Genomic DNA, 18,116 nt, shown 5'->3' with positions numbered 1-18,116 from the left:
TGGCCGCATCCAACCTGTCGGGGCAGACGCGCAACCCGCACGAGGTTTTTTTAAACGTAGGCATCGCATCCTACTTCATGGCGCAGACATGGCGGCTGCGCCACAGCAAGGCGCAAAACTGGTAAACCAAAGGCCGTCTGAACGTTTCAGACGGCCTGTTTTTTTGAAAGGAAAACCATGAACGGAAATCTGAAACTCGACGACACCGGCTACGCCCTGATCGAGCGGCTCGAAGGCAGCCGCCGCGCCGCCTACAAAGACAGCGCGAGCATCCCCACTATCGGCATCGGCTTTATCCGCTACACGCTGGGCGCACGCGCCGGGCAACGGGTGAAGATGGGCGACACCCCCACCGATGCGGAAATCAAGGCGGAGTTTTTAAACCAGGTGCAAACCTACGAAGCGGCCGTGCGCCAATACGTCCGCGCCCCGCTGACGCAGTCGCAGTTCAATGCCTGTGTTTCCCTCTGCTACAACATCGACGTGACGGCCTTTGCCAAATCCTCCGTCGTGCGCCTGCTGAACGAAAAACGCTACCGCGCCGCCTGCGAAGCCTTCGCCCTGTGGAACAAGGCGGGCGGCCGCTTCGTGCAGGGCTTGGCGAACAGGCGGCTGGCGAAGCAGAATGAGTTTTTTAGGAACGGTTAGTCAAAAGATTTTTTGCAAAATTTACAGATGGTGTAAATCCGTTATTTTAAGGTTCGGACGGCCTCTGTTGCAGGCCGTCTGAAAAAGGAGAAACCATGAGATGGCTTTTAAAATACTGGAAACCCGCCCTTGCCGCCTTGCTGCTTGCCCTCATCGCCGCATGGCAGGCCGACCGCCGCACGCAATACCGGCGCGGGCAGACCGACAAGGCCGCCGAAATCAGCCTTGCGCTGGCAAAGGCGGCGCAGACCCAAAATGAAAACACCCTCAACCAAGAACGGCAGGCACGGCAGAAACTTCACGCCGCGCAGGCCGCAATCGAAAAGGAACGAAACCATGCCCAAACTGTTGCCACTGATATGCGCCGTGAGCTTGACCGCCTGCGCCGCCACGCCGACATACATTCCCGCCGCCTGCCCGCAGCCTCCTCTCCCGCCTGCTCACCTGATGAAGACGCTGCCCGAGGCTGGCAGCTATTCGCAGAGAGCGCAGCACGATATGCAGAACTGGCTGAAACCACAGACCGGCAACGCAACGACCTTGCCGAGTGGCAGGCATACGGCGCAGTAGTGGCGGACAGTGTGTCCAAGTAAGCGAAAGGCCGTCTGAAAACCATATCAACCGCTTGGGTAAAATGGTTTTTATACGGCGTGTTTTTTATTGTGATTGGTCTTAAATTCTTCAAACCGTTGCAATTAAAACGCAACTTATATTATTTAATTTATTGATTAACAAACAATAAAAGAATCCCCGTGGGCGTGCCAGTTTTTCCAACCCTCCGTTTGGTAACGGAGGGTTTTTCTCTATACTATACTGGATTTTCGTTTTTACACACATTTAAGCATTTAAGGCAAACAGCCTGTCCTGCGCTCCGGCACTTTTCGACTTCGTTGAAGCTCCGCTTTCAGACGGTCTTCCGTCTTTTCCCGCAGGGCATTCTGGCAGACGGCGCGCCGTTGCAACAGAGGCCGTCTGAAAGCGCATTCCCCCTGCCGCACACCGCATTCCGTCACGCGGCAGGGGTTTTCAGACGGCCTCGGCGGCGCGGGTGTTTCATGTATAATGCTGCGGTTTTACAGCAAGGAATGCGCTATGTGGTTTAAGCAGATCAGTTTCTACCCGCTTGACAAAAACAAGCTACCCGACGCGGACACGCTCTCGGCCAAGCTGGTGGAACTGCCGTTTGCGCCCTGTCAGGGGCTGGACTGGTTCAGCGAAGGTTTTGCCGCGCCGGTGCCGTTTTCGCCGGAAGCGGTTTTTCCCGCCGACTTCACTTGGGGCGTGGCGCTGAAAAAAGAAGAGAAGGTACTGCCCGCAGGCGTTATCCGCGACATTTTGGACGAGAAAGTCGCCGAAATTCAGAACAACGAAGCGCGCACGGTCGGCCGCAAGGAAAAACAGGAATTAAAAGAGCAGATTACCGACGATCTGCTGCCGCGTGCCTTCACCCGCAGCGGCCGCACGCAGGCGGTGTTCGATACGAAGCACGGCTATCTTTTGGTCAACAGCGCCTCCGCCTCCAAAGCGGAAAACATGCTCACCAAGCTGCGCGAAGCCTTGGGCGGCTTGGAAGCCTCGCTGCCGCACACCAAGCAGTCGCCTTCAAGCCTCATGACCCAATGGCTGCTGCAAGGGCATTGCGACGGCGGCTTCGAGCTCGACAGCGATTGCGAACTCAAAGGCGCGGGCGATGTCGTGCCCGTGGTGAAAGTATCGAAACAGGATCTGACCGCCGACGAAGTGGTGCAGCATGTGAAAAACGGCAAAACCGTCACCCAGCTCGGTTTGGTATGGCGCGAACAGATTGCTTTTGTACTGACACAGGATTTCACGCTCAAACGCATCCAATATCTCGACGTTTTGCAGGAAGAGGCGGAAAGCCACGGCGACGATGCTGCCAGCCTCGCCTTCGCGTCGCAGGTTTTGATGGCCGAATCGCTGGGCACGATGCTGGACGAGCTGGTCGGCCTGCTGGGCGGCTGGCAGGAATAAGCCCGCCGTTTTCAGACGGCCTCTTGTTACAGAGGCCGTCTGAAAACATAAATAAAGAACGAAAGGATTGGATATGACGAAATTTCTAGCCGCCGCCCTGCTGGCCGCCCTGCTGCCGCACGCCGCCGCCGAAGTAATCGACCCCTATCAGGGCAAAGGCTGCCGCTACGAAGGTGCGGTAAAAGAAGATTTGCCACAGGGGCAAGGCGTGTGGTCGTGCGACAACGGCAACCGCTACGAAGGCACGTTTAAACACGGCAAATTCAACGGCAAGGGAACATTCACTGTCAGCGGTTCGGACAATGTTTTCCTCGAACCCTTCGGCGCATACAGCTCCCGTTTCAAAGGCATGCGCATGGAAGGCAGCTTCCAAAACGGCCGTGCCAACGGCGTGATCCAAGTGTATGAAGGCAGCGACCATATCTTCACCCTCACCTACGACAAAGGCATCATGAAAGAAGCCAAGCTGCCGAAAAAGAAAAAATAAGCCGCTTTCAGACGGCCTTGCCGCAAAAGGCCGTCTGAAAACACCCAACCCCGCACAACCCCACCCAACAGGACAACGAGATGAGCATCAAATCCGACAAATGGATACGCCGCATGAGCGAAGAGTTCGGCATGATTGAACCCTTCGAGCCGAACCAGGTGAAAGAAGCCGACGGCAAAAAAATCATCTCCTACGGCACATCGAGCTACGGCTACGACATCCGTTGCGCCAACGAATTCAAGATATTCACCAATATCAACAGCACTATCGTCGACCCGAAAAACTTCGACCCGAAAAACTTTGTAACAGTGGAAGACGACTGCTGCATCATCCCGCCTAACTCGTTTGCGCTGGCCCGCACGGTGGAATATTTCCGCATTCCGCGCAACGTGCTCACCGTGTGCTTGGGCAAATCCACCTACGCCCGCTGCGGCATCATTGTCAACGTCACCCCCTTCGAGCCCGAATGGGAAGGCTACGTTACCCTCGAATTTTCCAACACCACCCCCCTGCCCGCCAAAATCTACGCCAGCGAAGGCGTGGCGCAGGTCTTGTTTTTCGAGAGCGACGAAATCTGCGAAACCTCCTACAAAGACCGCAACGGCAAATACATGGGGCAAACCGGCGTCACCCTGCCGAAAACCTGACCCACGTTTTTCAGAAACGTCATTCCCAAGTAAGCAGGAACGGTATCCGATACCCAAAGGCCGTCTGAAACTCCCGCCACGATTTTCAGACGGCCGCAAAGCGCGGCATAAAGGCAGTCTGAAACATCACCGCCCTACCCTGCCAAGCTTTCAGACGGCCTCTGTGCATCGGAGGCCGTCTGAAAACAAAGCTTCAACAAAGTGAAAACCCATCAACGGAAACACCATGCTCTTTCTTGTCTCCCCCGCCAAAAACCTCAACGAAAAAGACCCCGCACCCGTTGCGCAACACAGCCGGCCCGCCCTGCTCGACCAGGCCGCGCAGCTGATGGACGAAGTGAAACAGCTCGCCCCGCAGCAAATTGCCGAACTGATGCACGTTTCCGACAAAATCGCCCTCTTAAACGCCGAACGCAACGCCGCCTGGCACATCCCGTTCACCCCCGAAAACGCCAAACAGGCCGTTTTCCTCTTTAACGGCGACGTTTACGAAGGCCTGTCCGCTGCCACACTCGATTCAGACGGCCTCGCCTACCTGCAACAACACCTGCGCATCCTCTCCGGCCTCTACGGCCTGCTGCGCCCGCTCGACCTGATGCAGCCCTACCGCCTCGAAATGGGCACGCCGCTATCCAACCGACGCGGCAAAAACCTCTACGAATACTGGGGCGGCCGCATCACAGAGCTGCTGAACGAAACCCTGCGCGAACAGGCCGCCGACACCGTTATCAACCTCGCCTCGCAGGAATACTTCAAAGCCGTGCAGCCGGAAAAACTGGCCGCCCGCATCATCACCCCCGTGTTCAAAGACGAAAAAAACGGCGTCTACAAAATCATCAGCTTCCACGCCAAACGCGCCCGCGGCCTGATGGCGCGCTATGCCGCAGAGCACCGCATCACCGACCCCGAACAGCTCAAACACTTCGACAGCGAAGGCTACGCCTACAACGCCGCCGCCTCGTCGGAAAACGAATGGGTCTTCCTGCGCGACACCCGAAAATAAAGGCCGAAACGCTTGCCAACACGGCGGCTTTACGCTATTATCCACCGCTTTCAAGAAACGGAAGCGTGGCAGAGCGGTTTAATGCAACGGTCTTGAAAACCGTCGAGGGTTGATAGCCCTCCGTGAGTTCGAATCTCACCGCTTCCGCCAGTCTTGGAATTTTTTGTTTGCATAACAGGAAACGTGGCAGAGAGGCTGAATGCAGCGGACTCGAAATCCGCTAAGGGCGCAAGTCCTTCGTGGGTTCGAATCCCACCGTTTCCGCCAAAAGATACTTGAACAGGTCGGACATTTTGTCCGGCCTGTTTTTCATGCCTTGCACAAATACGGTTTTGCGTCTGCAACCGACAACAAAAAAGGCCGTCTGAAAAACCTGCTTCGCAGGTTTTTCAGACGGCCTTTTTGCCGTGGCAGCAGCGGTTTGCGCTTTATTCCGCTTCGGCAGCCTCGGCTTGCGGCCGGGGTTTGCGCAGCTCTTCCACTTCGTCGAGCAGGCGCATGATGAGGCCGAGGGCAGGGATGCCGGCGTCGAAGTCGCGGCTGATGCGGGCGGCGCGGCGGACGCGGGCGAGTTGGAAGCCGCTGAACTGCGCCTGTTCGGGACGGCCTTCGATGCTGATGATGTCTTCTTCTATCAGTTCGAGCAGCCATTCGCGGCGGCATTGTCCGATGCGGACGATTTCTTCAAAGCTGAGGGTGATGTCGGTTTTCATGGTGTTTGTCCTTTGCGGTGTCAGGCGGTGTGGCCGAAGTGGGCGGCAAGCTGCTCCCAGGCGCGGCGGTCGGCTTCGCTTTCGGCTTTGGGTACGGTGATGCGGATGGTGAGGTAGAGGTCGCCCGCTTCTTTGGCGGGGATGCCTTTGCCTTTGAGGCGGATGGTTTTGCCGCTTTGGCTGTTGGCGGGCAGGCTGACCTGCAGGCGGCCGGTGGCGGTGGGGACGATGATTTTGCCGCCGAGCACTGCTTCCCAAGGTTTGACATCGATGGTTTGGTAGACGTCTTTGCGGTTTTTGACGTAGAGATCGGGGCGCTCGTGGAATTTGATTTTGAGGTAGAGGTCGCCGTCGGCGCCGCCGTTGCGGCCGGGCAAACCTTGTCCGGCAAGGCGTATCTGCTGGCCTTCGCTGATGCCCTGCGGAATTTTGACGTTGAGGTTTTTTTCGCGGTAGACGGGGCGGCCGTATTCGTCGGCGGAGGGGACGTTGAGGGTGAGGGTGCGCTCGGCGCCGGTGTAGGCGGCGTAGATGTCGACGGCGAGTTCGGCGTGCTGGTCCTGCCCTTTTTCGGGGCCTTCGGGGCGGCTTTGGGCATGGCTGCCGAAGGCGGAGAAGAGGTCTTCGAAGTTGAAGTCGCCTGCACCGAAGGGTTCGCCGCCGTGGTATTCGTAGCGGAAGCCGCCGTCGGCGAAACCGTTTGCATCAAAGCCCTGGCCGAAGGGGCTGCCGCCCGCGCGTCCGTAGGGGTTGGCCTGTTCTTCGTCGTAGGCGGCGCGTTTTTCGGTGTCGGACAGGGTTTCGTAGGCGCGGTTGATTTCGGCGGTGCGCTCGGCGGCGTCGGGTTCTTTGCTGACGTCGGGATGGTATTTGCGCACGAGTTTGCGGTAGGCTTTTTTGATGGTGTCGGCGTCGGCGGTTTTGTCGACGCCGAGTATTTCGTAGTAGCTTTTTCCTGCCATACGGATGTCCTCTGTAATTTGGAATTTGGTTTCAATTCGGCTGCCATGATGGGGGCGGCACACGCGGATTCAAGGTGCGGCAGCGGGGCAAAACGGCAGGCCGTCTGAAACGGATGTTTTGCTTTCAGACGGCCTGGATTTTTTATGTTTCTTCGCGCTGCCACAGGGTTTTCTGGGCGAAGACGAGTTTGTTGTCGGTGTATTTCACGCTGTCGAGTTCAAGCTGCCAGACGTCGGTTTTCAGCGCCATGGCTTTGGCCAGCGGGTGTGTTTCCGTGTAGAGCGCCAGCGCATTTTTGCGCGCTTCGCCTTCGAGCCGCAGGGCGCGGGCGGAGAGCTGGATGCCGCTGATTTGGCGGAAGCCTTCGGGCTGTCCGGCGATGGTGGCGGCCACCTGCGGCGAGGCCGACATCAGGCGGCCGTGACGGCTGTTGCGCGAGGTGAGGACGATCAGGCGGGCGGCGGCTTCGTCGAAGGCGTAGAAGCAGCAGGCGCTCCAAATTTCGCCCTCTGCGGCGGCGGCGATGCTGACGACGCGGTTGGTGCGGAAGAAGGCGGCGGTGTTTTCGGGGATGCTCTGCACGGTTTGTCCTTTCTCGATCTGTTTTCTATACGTTTTCAGACAGCCTGAAACGGACGCCATTTTAACCGAAAGGCCGCTTTGGTTTACAATGCCGCCCTTTCAGACGGCCTCTAAAAAGGACTCTTCTTATGACCATTATCGTCACCGGCGCGGCCGGCTTTATCGGCAGCAACATCGTCAAAGGGCTCAACGTGCGCGGCATCACGGATATTGTCGCCGTGGACAATCTGTCAAACGGCCAAAAATTCAAAAACCTTGCCGACTGCGACATCGCCCATTACCTCGACAAACACGAATTCATCCGCCAGGTGCGCGACCATATTTTCCCCTTCTCCGACATCGAAGCCGTGTTCCACGAAGGCGCGTGTTCCGACACCATGAACCACGACGGCCGCTATATGATGGACAACAACTACCAGTACACCCTCGATCTGCTGGACTGGTGTCAGGACGAGCGCATCCCGTTTCTTTACGCATCCAGCGCGGCCGTGTACGGCAAGGGCGAAACCTTCCGCGAAGAGCGCGAACACGAAGAGCCGCTGAATGTGTACGGCTATTCCAAATTCCTCTTCGACCAAGTCGTGCGCCGCCGCATCGCCGCAGGGCTGGGTGCGCAAGTGGCAGGCTTCCGCTACTTCAACGTCTACGGTGCGCGCGAGCAGCACAAAGGCCGCATGGCTTCCGTCGCTTTCCATCATTTCCACCAATACCGCGAACGCGGCTACGTCGAGCTCTTCGGCAGCTACGACGGCTACGGCAGCGGCGAACAGAGCCGCGACTTCGTCAGCGTCGAAGACGTGGTAAACGTCAACCTGTTCTTTCTCGACCACCCCGAACAATCCGGCATTTTCAACCTCGGCACCGGCCGCAGCCAGAGCTTCAACGAGCTGGCCGCCGCCACCGTCAACGCCTGCCGCACCGCCGAAGGCAAGGAAAAACTCGGTCTGGCCGAACTGGTGGCGCAGGGACTGATCCGCTACACCGAATTTCCCGACGCGCTCAAAGGCAAATACCAAAGCTTCACCCAAGCCGACATCGCCCGCCTGCGCGACGCGGGCTACGCGCAAGACTTCCTCACCGTCGAACAGGGCGTGGAGCGCTACGTCGATTGGCTGCGCGAACACTGAACCTGAGGCCGTCTGAAAAGAGGTTTAAACCCTTTTCAGACGGCCTCTTTCTTTTCCGACACACACACGAGACACAACATGGACAAACTCAAAGCATTCAGCGACTTTTTCGGCAAAACCTTCGCCCTGTGGGCGGCGCTCACCGCCCTTGCCGCCTACGCGCAGCCCGAACTCTTCCAATGGGTGAAACCCCTTATCCCGTGGTTGCTGGGCATCGTCATGTTCGGCATGGGGCTGACCCTCAACCCGTCCGACTTCAAAATCCTCGGCCGCCATCCCAAATCCGTGCTGGTCGGCGTTGCCGCGCAGTTTGTCATCATGCCGCTCACCGCCTTCGTACTGGCCAAAGCCCTCGGCCTGCCGCCGCAGATTGCCGCCGGCGTCATCCTCGTCGGCGCCTGCCCGGGCGGCACCGCGTCCAACGTCATGACCTTCCTCGCCCGCGGCAACGTCGCCCTTTCCGTTGCCGTCACCTCCGTCTCCACCCTGCTCGCCCCCGTGCTGACACCCGCCGTTTTCTACCTGCTGGCACACCAGTGGCTCGACATCTCCGCCGCCGCCATGCTGGTGTCCATTTTGGAAATCGTGCTGCTGCCCATCGTGCTGGGCGTGTTGGCCAACACCTTCCTGCACCGGCAGACACAGGCCGCGGCCGACGTGCTGCCGCTGGTGTCGGTATTGGCCGTGGCGCTGATTCTCGGCGGCGTCGTTGCTGTCAGCAAAGACAAAATCGCCGAAGCCGGCCTGCTGATTTTCGGCGTGGTCGTGCTGCACAACTGCATCGGCTACCTCCTCGGCTTCTTCGCCGCCAAACTATGCGGCCTGCCCTACGACGAACAGAAAACCCTGTCCATCGAAGTCGGCATGCAGAATTCGGGCCTCGCCGCCACGCTGGCGCTCAAATACTTCGACCCTGTCGCCGCCGTGCCCGGCGCGATTTTCAGCGTGTGGCACAACGTCTCCGGCTCGCTGCTGGCATCCTACTGGGCAGCCAAAGCCGACCGCGCCGCTGCTAAAAAATAAACGCGGCAACACAGTAAAGGCCGTCTGAAAACCCGTTTCGCAGGTTTTCAGACGGCCTTTTTAATGTCAAAACGCTTGCCGGCGTTTACGCCAAGCGTTCGGCGAATTCGTCGGTTGCCCGCACCAGTGCGGCGGAGAGCGCGGGTTCGGATGCGGCGTGGCCGCCCTGGATGATGCGCAAATCGGCTTCGGGCAGTGCCTGTTTCAAGTCCCACGCGCTGCGGGTGGGGGTGCACAAATCGTAGCGTCCCTGCACGATAACGGTGGGGATGTGGCGGATTTTGTGCGCGTTTTCCAGCAGGCCGCGCCCGTCGCCGAACCAGCCGAGGTGGACGAAATAGTGGTTTTCCAAGCGGGCGATGGCCAGCGATTTTTCCGCGTCTTCGTCGCTCTCCTGCGGCTCGAAGCAGACGAGGTAGTTTTCCCAGTCGGCCCAGGCTTTGGCGGCGGCCAGGGCGGTGGCGCGGTCGGGCGAGTTGAGCAGGGCGTGGTAGCTCTGCACCAGTTCGCCGTGTTTTTCCGGCGGCACTTGCGCGAGGTAGCGTTGCCATTGCGCGGGATAAACCATGCTGACGCCGCCTGCTTCGTTGAGCCAGTCGATTTCGAGCTGGCGGCAGAGGAAGATGCCGCGCAGTATCAGGCCGCGCACGCGTTCGGGATGGGTTTCGGCATAGGCCAGCGACAGGGTGCTGCCCCACGAGCCGCCGAACACCAGCCAGCTTTCGATGCCGAGCATTTCGCGCACTTTTTCGATGTCGGCCACCAAATCCCAAGTGGTGTTTTCGCGCGTTTCGGCATAGGGCAGCGAGCGGCCGCAGCCGCGCTGGTCGATGATAACGACGCGGTATTTTTTGGGGTTGAAAAAGCCGCGCGACTGCGGCGACGCGCCCGCGCCGGGGCCGCCGTGCAGGAAGATGACGGGGATGCCGTCTGGATTGCCGCTTTCTTCCCAGTAGATTTGGTGCAGTTCGGACACTTGCAGCAGACCGCTGCGGCGGGGTTCTTGAATCGGATACATAGTCGGTTTTCCTTTGTCTTGTGGTTGTCGGGCAGGTGTTGAGGCCGTCTGAAACGTTTCAGACGGCCTCAAAGGCTTAAAGCAAATCCACTTCGATATTGTCAATCAAACGGGTCTGCCCCAAACGCGCGGCAGCGAGGACAACGAGTTGTTTGTCGCCGGCGTGGGCGGTTTCCAGCGAAGCGGCGCGGCGGATTTCGACGTAATCCACCGTCCAGCCTGCTGCTTCCAACTCGCGCACGGCGGCGCTTTCCAAATCGGCATAGGCCAGATTGCCGCCTTTGAGCGCGTCAGCAATGCCGTTCAACACGCGGTAGAGGCGCGGGGCTTCGGCGCGTTCGGTTTCGTTTAAATACTGGTTGCGGCTGGAGAGCGCGAGGCCGTCTGAAGCGCGGCCGGTATCGACGGGCACGATTTCGATGTTGAAATTTAAGTCTTCGGTCAGGCCTTTGATAATAGCAAGCTGCTGGTAGTCTTTTTTGCCGAAACAGGCAACATCGGGTGCAACAATGTTAAACAGCTTGGACACTACGGTTGCCACGCCGCGAAAATGCCCGGGGCGGAAGCGGCCGCAAAGCTCGTTTTGCAGATGCGGCGGCTCGACGTTGTAACGCTGCTCCACATGGGGATACAGCTCTTTTTCATCGGGCGCAAACACCACGGCCACGCCCTCGCCCGCCAGTTTGTCCGCATCCTGCTGCAAGGTGCGCGGATAACGGTCGAAATCCTCGCCCTGGCCGAATTGCAGGCGGTTGACGAAAATGCTCACGACAACATGGTCGGCGCGCTTTTTTGCCTCGCGCACCAAAGCCAGATGGCCTTCGTGCAGGTTGCCCATCGTGGGCACAAAGGCCACGCGGCCGGCGTTTTTGCGCCATTGGCGCAGCTCTTGAACGGTGTGGATGATTTGCATGTTTTTCTTCCTCGGCAAACGGTTTTCAGACGGCCTCGAAGCGCCGCGTCAAAGACGCGGATTATACGCCGCCGCAGAGGCCGTCTGAAAGCGCAAAAGGCCGTCTGAACAATTTCAGACGGCCTTTTGCCTATATAATCCGCCCCTTTCCAACTTTTCAGACGGCCTCATCCCATGTCTTCCCACACCCGCCCCACCCTCCTCCTCGTCGACGGTTCTTCCTACTTATATCGTGCCTATCATGTACCGTCTTTACAAAACCTTACCGCGCCCGACGGCGCGCCCACAGGGGCGATGTACGGCGTGTTGAACATGCTGCGGCGGCTGCGTGCGGATTATGTGCACGACTATTGCGCGGTGGTGTTTGACGCGAAAGGCAAAAATTTCCGTCATGAAATGTTTGCCGACTACAAGGCCACGCGTCCGCCGATGCCCGACGATTTGCGCCCGCAGGCCGAAGCGCTGCCCGATTTGGTGCGGCTGATGGGCTGGCCGGTATTGGTGGTGCCGCAGGTCGAAGCCGACGATGTGATCGGCACGCTGGCGGCGCAGGGCGGCGCGGCGGGCTGGGACGTGGTGATTTCCACCGGCGACAAAGACATGGCGCAGCTGGTAAACGAGCGCGTTACGCTGGTGAACACGATGAGCGGCGAAACGCTGGACATTGACGGCGTAAAGGCCAAATTCGGCGTGCGCCCCGACCAAATCCGCGACTATCTCGCGCTGATGGGCGACAAAGTGGACAACGTGCCGGGCGTGGAAAAATGCGGGCCGAAAACGGCGGTGAAATGGCTCGAAGCCTATGAAACGCTCTCGGGCGTAATGGAACACGCGGGCGAAATCAAGGGCAAAGTGGGCGAAAACCTGCAAGCCGCGCTCTCGCAACTGCCCTTGTCCTACGATTTGGTTACGATTAAAACCGATGTGGACTTACACGCGGAGCTTTTAGACGGCCTTGAGAGCCTGCGCCGTACGCCGCCCAAATGGGCGCAGCTGGCGGCAGATTTCAAACGCTGGGGCTTCAAAACCTGGCTCAAAGAAGCCGAAAGCCGGATGCACGAAGCGGCAGACGGCGATTTGTTCGGCAGCGCCGATGTGGGCGAACTTGCTGCTTTAACGGCTGAAAGGCCGTCTGAAAACGAAAAGCAGCCTGAAAAAGCCGCCGCGCCCGAAAAACTCGACTATCGGGCGGTTACTACCGAAACCGGGTTTGCCGCCCTGTTGGACAAATTATCCAAAGCCGAACAAATCGGCATCGACACCGAAACCACCTCGCTCGACGCGATGACCGCGCAGCTTGTGGGCATCAGCATCGCATTCCAAGCAGGCGAAGCGGTGTATATCCCGCTCGGCCACAGCATTACCGCCGCGCCGCAGCAGCTTAATTTTGAAAGCACATTAGGCCGTCTGAAACCCTATTTGGAAAACGGCAGCCTGAAAAAAATCGGTCAGAATCTGAAATACGACCAACACGTTTTCGCCAACTACGGCATTGCGTTGCGCGGCATTGCGGGCGATGCGATGCTGGCTTCGTATATTGTCGAGAGCCATTTGGGGCACGGTTTGGACGAATTGTCCGAACGCTGGCTCGGCCTGCCCACGATTACTTACGAATCCCTGTGCGGTAAGGGCGCGAAGCAGATTTCCTTTGCCGATGTCGCCGTCGAACAGGCCACCGAATACGCCGCGCAAGACGCGGATTTCGCCCTGCGACTTGAAGCGCATTTGCGCGCGCAAATGGACGAAAAACAGCTTGAAATGTACCGCGATATGGAGCTGCCCGTCGCCCAGGTTTTATTTGAAATGGAGCGCAACGGCGTGCACATCGACCGCGCCGAGCTGGCCGCGCAAAGCAGCGAATTGGGTGCGGCCTTGCTGAAACTCGAAGAGCAGGCGTTTCAGACGGCCGGACAGCCGTTTAATCTCAATTCGCCCAAGCAGCTTCAAGAAATCCTGTTCGACAAAATGGGCATCCCCACCAAAGGGCTGAAAAAAACCGCATCGGGCGGCATTTCCACCAATGAAGCCGTGCTCGAACAGCTCGCGCCCGATTATCCGCTGCCGAAAATCATCTTGGAAAACCGCAGCCTGGCCAAACTCAAATCCACCTACACCGACAAGCTGCCCGAAATGATTAACCCGCGCACTGGCCGCGTGCACACCACCTACGCCCAAGCCGTCGCCATCACCGGCCGGCTGGCCAGCAGCAATCCGAATCTGCAAAACATCCCCGTGCGCACCCCCGAAGGCCGCCGCGTGCGCCGCGCCTTCACCGCCCCGCAAGGCAGTCTGATCGTTTCCGCCGACTACTCGCAAATCGAGCTGCGCATCATGGCGCACCTCTCCGGCGACAAAACCCTGATTGCCGCCTTCCAAAACGGCGAAGACGTACACCGCCGTACCGCCGCCGAAGTGTTCGGCGTATCCCCCGAAAACGTCAGCCCCGAGCAACGCCGCTACGCCAAAACCATCAACTTCGGCCTGATTTACGGCATGGGGCAGTACGGCCTCGCCAAATCGCTGGGCATCGACAACTTGTCCGCCAAAAACTTCATCGACCGCTACTTCGTCCGCTACCCCGGCGTGGCCGAATACATGCAGCGCACCAAAGAGCAGGCCGCCCAACAAGGCTACGTAGAAACCCTGTTCGGCCGCCGCCTCTACCTGCCCGACATCCGCGCCAAAAACGCCAACGCCCGCGCCGGCGCCGAGCGCGCCGCCATCAACGCCCCCATGCAGGGCACCGCCTCCGACCTCATCAAACGCGCCATGATCGCCGTATCCCACCGCCTGCATTCAGACGGCCTACAAAGCAAACTGATTATGCAGGTGCATGACGAATTGGTGTTGGAAGTAGTTGAATCGGAATTGGAAGCCGTGAAAGAGATGCTGCCGAAAGTGATGGCCGAAGTGGACGGCGGGTTGTTGAATGTGCCGCTGGTGGCGGAAGTGGGAGTGGGGGAAGATTGGGATGGGGCGCATTAATTCAAACAAACCGCCGCATACAAGCCACATACAAAACGCTTGAGGCGAAAAGACCGAACGATAAGGATAAATAAAGGATTAGATAATGGAAAACGATTTAATTGAGCAAGAGCGCCGTAAACTTTTTATCGACAAAAAATATACCGAACTCATTCAAAAGGTGAATGAGAACTTGAAGACCACAAACATTTCTCAACAACAAGTTGATGGCCAATATTGGTTGGGGCGTTGTTATTTTGAACGGGCGCTTCAAACTGACAACGAAACCCTGTTTGACAAGGCACGCGAGAACACTTTGAAAAACGATTGGAATTTGCTAAGAAATTAAGCGGAGATAAGGCACTAAAAAAACAAGCCACTACCCAATTCTGGCTGGGTTATTGTTATTTTGAGCAGGCACTTTTAACCAACAAAATCTTATTTGACGAGGCACGTGAACACTTTCAAAAACAATTGGCACTGGCTAAAAAATTAAATGGTGATAAAGGCACTGAAGAACAAATTTATGCCCAATCGTGGCTGGGACATTGTTATTTAAAACAGGGTACGCAAAATACAGATGACTTAAAGCAAAGTGAAGATTGCTTGTCCAAAGCAAAAGAACACTTTGGCAAAGTGTTTGAATTAGCCAAAAAAGCAACGGACAAGGATCTTAAAAAGCAAACGCTTGCGAAACTGAGACGTGATCTTCAAGAACTTGTTTTTGTAAAAGGAGATTACGAATGTTACTTCAAATCCAAACAAAAACAGATTAAAAAAACGCTGTCTAAAAATAAAAAGATAAACGGCCGTCTGAAAGAAAACATTGCTGCGGTTTTGGCGGTATTGAGCATAGACCCGATTGAATTTGACAAGCCGCTGGCGCATTACACCAGCCCCACCGTATGCGAAAAATTATTGGGTATAGGACAAAAACAGGCCAATCAGGAAAACATCGTTGCCGGCAAAATGAGAATGAACAGCTCGGCCTATATGAATGACCCGTATGAAGGCAAAAGCCTGTATGACTTGCTGGGCATTCAGGAGCCGGATTTGGAAAACCTGTCGGAATCCAATCCCTACAATGCCTTTTTTGCCTGCTTCTCTTCGCGGGTAAACGATTTAAACCAGTTCCGACTATACGGCAAAGTCGGCAACGTCGAAGCCTCGGGCTGCTGCCTGGTGTTCAATAGACGCGGCAATTGGATACGCGAGCCCGACCTCGATGCGTCTTTCCGCCCCCTGAACGATCAAGACGGATTCACGGGTAGCGTTGTAAAAGAAACCACGGCGCAAAGGCCGTCTGAAAACCTGCCGCTGTACCAAATCGCCTATATTTTCTACCGCGACGAATATACGCAGGATAAAGAATACGATGTGATGTTTGACAATCCAAATTTCGGCGTCCGCTTAAAGCCGATTAGCGACAACCAAGATTGGCATGAAGTGAGAAAAGCGCAGTTTCAGACGGCCTTAATCGGCTTGTGCGATTATTTCAAAGACACCAAGCAAAACAGGGAAGAATCCCAAGAAAACAAAGCCGCATTGGAATACATCCGCTATCTGTTTAAAGACCACGCATTCCGCGACGAAGAAGAATTCCGCCTGCTGCAAATCGAAGAAATCGGCTCGGACAAAGTGCAGTATTGCCCCGATACCAACACCGCCTTTTTGGAATACGGCAATGTCTGCACCAGGCTGGACGAAGTGATTTTGGGCACGAATTACGAACGCACCGCCGACTGCCGGAAAGTGGAAGTGTTCCGCCACCTGCTCAAACGCAAACAGCCGCATATCAAAGTAAGGCATTCTTCGTTGCCGATTAACCCGCCGAATAAATCTTAAGCACCGGTAAGGCCGCCTGAAAGCCGCCGCCCGTGCCCGCAAAAGTTTATAAAAGCGGTTGAAGCGGCGCGGCAAATCCAATAAAGTGCGCGTTTTTGCGCACGCAGGCGCGGCAACCGAACAGAGAACACACAGACATGGAAATCCCCACTTTGAAAAAAGTCGCACTCTACACACTGGGCGCCCTCAGCGGCGTGTTGCTCACCGTCAGCGTGCAGGGTTTGGCCGTCGACAAAAAACAGGAAGCGCTGCCCGTCCAATCCATCCGTACCCTGGCCGAAGTGTACAGCCAGATCAAAGCCAACTATTACGAAGATAAATCCGACGAATCCCTGCTCGAAGGCGCCATGAAAGGCATGGTAACCGGCCTCGATCCCCACTCCGAATACATGAACAAAAAAGACTATGCCGACCTGAAGGAAAACACCTCCGGCTCGTTCGGCGGCTTGGGCATGGAAGTGGGCTCGGAAGACGGCTTCGTCAAAATCATCTCCCCCATCGAAGACACGCCCGCCGAACGCGCGGGTATCAAAAGCGGCGACTACATCGTCAAAATCGACGGCGTTTCCACGCGCGGTATGACCGTGAGCGAAGCCGTGAAAAAAATGCGCGGCAAACCCGGCACCAACATCGAGCTGACCGTTTCCCGCAAAGACAGCAGCAAACCGCTGGTCTTCAAACTCACCCGCGCTATTATCAAAGTACAGAGCGTGCGCTCCAAACTGCTCGAACCCGGCTACGGCTATATCCGCATCACCCAGTTTCAGGAGCGCACCGTCGCCACCCTGAACGAAGCCGCACAAAAGCTCGCCAAAGAAAACAAAGCCCCGCTCAAAGGCCTGGTTCTCGATTTGCGCGACGATCCCGGCGGCCTGCTTAACGGCGCCGTCGGCGTTTCCGCCGCCTTCCTGCCCGACAACGCCAAAGTCGTCAGCACCAAAGGCCGCGACGGCAAAGAAGGCATGGTGCTCAAAGCGCAGCGCGAAGACTACATCCTCAGCCCCGGCAGCGATCCGCTCAAAAACCTGCCCGCCGAGCTGAAAAACATCCCGCTCACCGTCATCATCAATTCCGGTTCGGCCTCCGCCTCCGAAATCGTTGCCGGCGCCCTGCAAGACCACAAACGCGCTGTCATCGTTGGCACGCAGAGCTTTGGCAAAGGCTCGGTTCAAACCGTGATGCCTCTTTCCAACGGCAGCGCCGTCAAAATCACCACCTCGCTCTACTACACGCCCAACGACCGCTCGATACAGGCGCAGGGCATCGTTCCCGACGTGGAAGTGAAAGACAAAAACCGCACCTTTGAAAGCCGCGAAGCCGACCTGGCCGGACACATCGGCAACCCCTTGGGCGGAGAGGAAGTGAACGGCCGCGTCATCGAAGGCGAAGGAAAAGACGCCGCCGAACAGGCCGCCTCCGCGCCTGAAGACAAACGCAGCGAAAAACAGAAACTCGAAGACGAAGCCGCCGCACGCCGCAACCCCGACCCCGCCAAAGACGCCCAGCTCAAAGCCGCGCTCGATTTGGTGAAAGACCCGGCCAAATGGCAGGAGTCTTTGGGCGCCGCCGCGAAAAAACCGGTGAAGAAAGACAAGGACAAAAAAGAAGAAAACAACTGACGTCCGAAGGTGCAAACACAAATAGGCCGTCTGAAAACCCGTATCAGGGTTTCAGACGGCCTTTCGTGTCATACCCTTCAGACAGTAACGGCACAGACGGTTTCAGACGGCCTCTTTGCTTCTGCCGTGCACTTCGCCGCAGCCTTGGCAGCAAGGTATCCAAGCGCAAAAACGAAGAGGCCGTCTGAAACCGACGATCCTGCCGCGTATCCGACTCCCTCTCCTACGCCCAAGTGTGAGAATGGGGAAGAGCATTTCGCAGAACCGCATTGGCGGCCGCCTGCAAAAGTTTCTGTTATGCAATCCTGAGGACGGGGAGATGCGGCGGATGATTTTTCAGACGGCCTCCGGGTTGGCTTTTGGCAGAGCGGGAATACAAGGAGATTACCGCAGCCAACAGGCCGTGTACGTGGCAGAGCCCATACGGTTGGAAATAAAAAGAGGCCGTCTGAAAAATGTTTGGGGCTGTCCTAGGGTCTGTTGACATTCAAGCCAGCCTTAAAACCGTAGCAGCCAGATAAATGTTGGCAGCAAAAGATTCATCCGTCTTTTCACAACGCATCGCAATCTTT

General features: G+C 57.0%; 17 protein-coding genes and 2 tRNA genes. 14 read left to right on the top strand and 5 right to left on the bottom strand.

Annotated features, from left to right (window positions below; genetic code table 11):
• The first annotated feature begins 177 nt into the window (after positions 1-177).
• From ACLD9W_RS09935 to ACLD9W_RS09900, 8 genes are all read left to right on the top strand, one after another.
• Positions 178-648 (top strand): lysozyme, encoded by a 471-nt coding sequence (locus tag ACLD9W_RS09935; protein ID WP_410841872.1) that lies wholly within the window; start codon positions 178-180, stop codon positions 646-648.
• 95 nt (positions 649-743) lie between these two features.
• Positions 744-1,241: a hypothetical protein gene (locus tag ACLD9W_RS09930; RefSeq protein ID WP_410841871.1), complete on the top strand. Its 498-nt coding sequence runs from the start codon at positions 744-746 to the stop codon at positions 1,239-1,241.
• Positions 1,242-1,740: 499 nt separating this feature from the next.
• Positions 1,741-2,640, top strand: coding sequence for a recombination-associated protein RdgC (locus tag ACLD9W_RS09925; protein WP_410841870.1), 900 nt, complete (start codon positions 1,741-1,743; stop codon positions 2,638-2,640).
• A gap of 73 nt (positions 2,641-2,713) precedes the next feature.
• Positions 2,714-3,127, top strand: coding sequence for a hypothetical protein (locus tag ACLD9W_RS09920; RefSeq protein ID WP_410841869.1), 414 nt, complete (start codon positions 2,714-2,716; stop codon positions 3,125-3,127).
• 80 nt (positions 3,128-3,207) lie between these two features.
• The gene (dcd, locus tag ACLD9W_RS09915; protein WP_410841868.1) at positions 3,208-3,774 is read left to right on the top strand and encodes a dCTP deaminase; all 567 of its coding nucleotides are present in this window, start codon (positions 3,208-3,210) and stop codon (positions 3,772-3,774) included.
• Between the two features lie 226 nt (positions 3,775-4,000).
• Positions 4,001-4,777, top strand: a complete 777-nt coding sequence (gene yaaA / locus ACLD9W_RS09910; protein ID WP_410841867.1) for a peroxide stress protein YaaA — start codon at positions 4,001-4,003, stop codon at positions 4,775-4,777.
• Positions 4,778-4,836: 59 nt separating this feature from the next.
• Positions 4,837-4,927: transfer RNA gene (locus ACLD9W_RS09905), tRNA-Ser, on the top strand.
• Positions 4,928-4,954: 27 nt separating this feature from the next.
• Positions 4,955-5,044, top strand: a tRNA-Ser gene (locus ACLD9W_RS09900).
• Between the two features lie 161 nt (positions 5,045-5,205).
• On the opposite strand, the gene ACLD9W_RS09895 is transcribed toward ACLD9W_RS09900, so the two are convergent.
• The 3 genes from ACLD9W_RS09895 to ACLD9W_RS09885 all read right to left on the bottom strand — a co-directional run bounded on the left by ACLD9W_RS09895 (position 5,206) and on the right by ACLD9W_RS09885 (position 7,035).
• Positions 5,206-5,490 (bottom strand): chaperone modulator CbpM, encoded by a 285-nt coding sequence (locus tag ACLD9W_RS09895; RefSeq protein WP_410841866.1) that lies wholly within the window; start codon positions 5,488-5,490, stop codon positions 5,206-5,208.
• Positions 5,491-5,510: 20 nt separating this feature from the next.
• The gene (locus ACLD9W_RS09890) at positions 5,511-6,452 is read right to left on the bottom strand and encodes a DnaJ C-terminal domain-containing protein (protein WP_410841865.1); all 942 of its coding nucleotides are present in this window, start codon (positions 6,450-6,452) and stop codon (positions 5,511-5,513) included.
• A gap of 142 nt (positions 6,453-6,594) precedes the next feature.
• Positions 6,595-7,035 carry a pyridoxamine 5'-phosphate oxidase family protein gene (locus ACLD9W_RS09885; protein ID WP_410841864.1) on the bottom strand — a complete coding sequence of 147 codons (441 nt, stop codon included), beginning with the start codon at positions 7,033-7,035 and terminating at the stop codon, positions 6,595-6,597.
• Positions 7,036-7,163: 128 nt separating this feature from the next.
• Between ACLD9W_RS09885 and rfaD the strand changes: the two genes are divergently transcribed.
• Together rfaD and ACLD9W_RS09875 are read left to right on the top strand one after the other, a co-directional pair.
• On the top strand, positions 7,164-8,162 hold the full coding sequence (gene rfaD, locus ACLD9W_RS09880) for an ADP-glyceromanno-heptose 6-epimerase (protein ID WP_410841863.1): 999 nt from the start codon (positions 7,164-7,166) through the stop codon (positions 8,160-8,162).
• Positions 8,163-8,240: 78 nt separating this feature from the next.
• Positions 8,241-9,185 carry a bile acid:sodium symporter family protein gene (locus ACLD9W_RS09875; RefSeq protein WP_410841862.1) on the top strand — a complete coding sequence of 315 codons (945 nt, stop codon included), beginning with the start codon at positions 8,241-8,243 and terminating at the stop codon, positions 9,183-9,185.
• Positions 9,186-9,270: 85 nt separating this feature from the next.
• Here the strand turns inward: ACLD9W_RS09875 and pip are convergent, their stop codons facing one another.
• The gene (pip, locus tag ACLD9W_RS09870; protein ID WP_410841861.1) at positions 9,271-10,203 is read right to left on the bottom strand and encodes a prolyl aminopeptidase; all 933 of its coding nucleotides are present in this window, start codon (positions 10,201-10,203) and stop codon (positions 9,271-9,273) included.
• A gap of 76 nt (positions 10,204-10,279) precedes the next feature.
• Positions 10,280-11,116 carry a pantoate--beta-alanine ligase gene (gene panC / locus ACLD9W_RS09865; protein ID WP_410841860.1) on the bottom strand — a complete coding sequence of 279 codons (837 nt, stop codon included), beginning with the start codon at positions 11,114-11,116 and terminating at the stop codon, positions 10,280-10,282.
• 174 nt (positions 11,117-11,290) lie between these two features.
• On the opposite strand from panC, the gene polA reads away from it, so the two are divergent.
• From polA to ACLD9W_RS09845, 4 genes are all read left to right on the top strand, one after another.
• The gene (gene polA / locus ACLD9W_RS09860; protein WP_410841859.1) at positions 11,291-14,101 is read left to right on the top strand and encodes a DNA polymerase I; all 2,811 of its coding nucleotides are present in this window, start codon (positions 11,291-11,293) and stop codon (positions 14,099-14,101) included.
• Positions 14,102-14,186: 85 nt separating this feature from the next.
• Positions 14,187-14,429, top strand: coding sequence for a hypothetical protein (locus ACLD9W_RS09855; RefSeq protein ID WP_410841858.1), 243 nt, complete (start codon positions 14,187-14,189; stop codon positions 14,427-14,429).
• A 488-nt stretch (positions 14,430-14,917) separates the two neighbouring features.
• On the top strand, positions 14,918-15,925 hold the full coding sequence (locus ACLD9W_RS09850) for a UDP-N-acetylglucosamine-peptide N-acetylglucosaminyltransferase (protein ID WP_410841857.1): 1,008 nt from the start codon (positions 14,918-14,920) through the stop codon (positions 15,923-15,925).
• A 137-nt stretch (positions 15,926-16,062) separates the two neighbouring features.
• Complete coding sequence (locus tag ACLD9W_RS09845; protein ID WP_410841856.1) at positions 16,063-17,544, top strand: S41 family peptidase; 1,482 nt, start codon at positions 16,063-16,065, stop codon at positions 17,542-17,544.
• Positions 17,545-18,116 lie beyond the last annotated feature (572 nt).

The organism is Neisseria sp. WLZKY-1 (genome assembly GCF_046546535.1).
In the GTDB taxonomy this organism is placed as follows: domain Bacteria; phylum Pseudomonadota; class Gammaproteobacteria; order Burkholderiales; family Neisseriaceae; genus Neisseria.
This window is presented reverse-complemented; position numbering and strand designations above follow the sequence as displayed.

Bases quoted from the DNA above. Each gene is read 5' to 3' on its own strand.
- ACLD9W_RS09935 (WP_410841872.1), top strand. From the start codon at position 178: ATGAACGGAAATCTGAAACTCGACGACACCGGCTACGCCCTGATCGAG.
- ACLD9W_RS09930 (WP_410841871.1), top strand. From the start codon at position 744: ATGAGATGGCTTTTAAAATACTGGAAACCCGCCCTTGCCGCCTTGCTG.
- ACLD9W_RS09925 (WP_410841870.1), top strand. From the start codon at position 1,741: ATGTGGTTTAAGCAGATCAGTTTCTACCCGCTTGACAAAAACAAGCTA.
- ACLD9W_RS09920 (WP_410841869.1), top strand. From the start codon at position 2,714: ATGACGAAATTTCTAGCCGCCGCCCTGCTGGCCGCCCTGCTGCCGCAC.
- dcd (WP_410841868.1), top strand. From the start codon at position 3,208: ATGAGCATCAAATCCGACAAATGGATACGCCGCATGAGCGAAGAGTTC.
- yaaA (WP_410841867.1), top strand. From the start codon at position 4,001: ATGCTCTTTCTTGTCTCCCCCGCCAAAAACCTCAACGAAAAAGACCCC.
- ACLD9W_RS09895 (WP_410841866.1), bottom strand. From the start codon at position 5,490: ATGAAAACCGACATCACCCTCAGCTTTGAAGAAATCGTCCGCATCGGA.
- ACLD9W_RS09890 (WP_410841865.1), bottom strand. From the start codon at position 6,452: ATGGCAGGAAAAAGCTACTACGAAATACTCGGCGTCGACAAAACCGCC.
- rfaD (WP_410841863.1), top strand. From the start codon at position 7,164: ATGACCATTATCGTCACCGGCGCGGCCGGCTTTATCGGCAGCAACATC.
- ACLD9W_RS09875 (WP_410841862.1), top strand. From the start codon at position 8,241: ATGGACAAACTCAAAGCATTCAGCGACTTTTTCGGCAAAACCTTCGCC.
- pip (WP_410841861.1), bottom strand. From the start codon at position 10,203: ATGTATCCGATTCAAGAACCCCGCCGCAGCGGTCTGCTGCAAGTGTCC.
- panC (WP_410841860.1), bottom strand. From the start codon at position 11,116: ATGCAAATCATCCACACCGTTCAAGAGCTGCGCCAATGGCGCAAAAAC.
- polA (WP_410841859.1), top strand. From the start codon at position 11,291: ATGTCTTCCCACACCCGCCCCACCCTCCTCCTCGTCGACGGTTCTTCC.
- ACLD9W_RS09855 (WP_410841858.1), top strand. From the start codon at position 14,187: ATGGAAAACGATTTAATTGAGCAAGAGCGCCGTAAACTTTTTATCGAC.
- ACLD9W_RS09845 (WP_410841856.1), top strand. From the start codon at position 16,063: ATGGAAATCCCCACTTTGAAAAAAGTCGCACTCTACACACTGGGCGCC.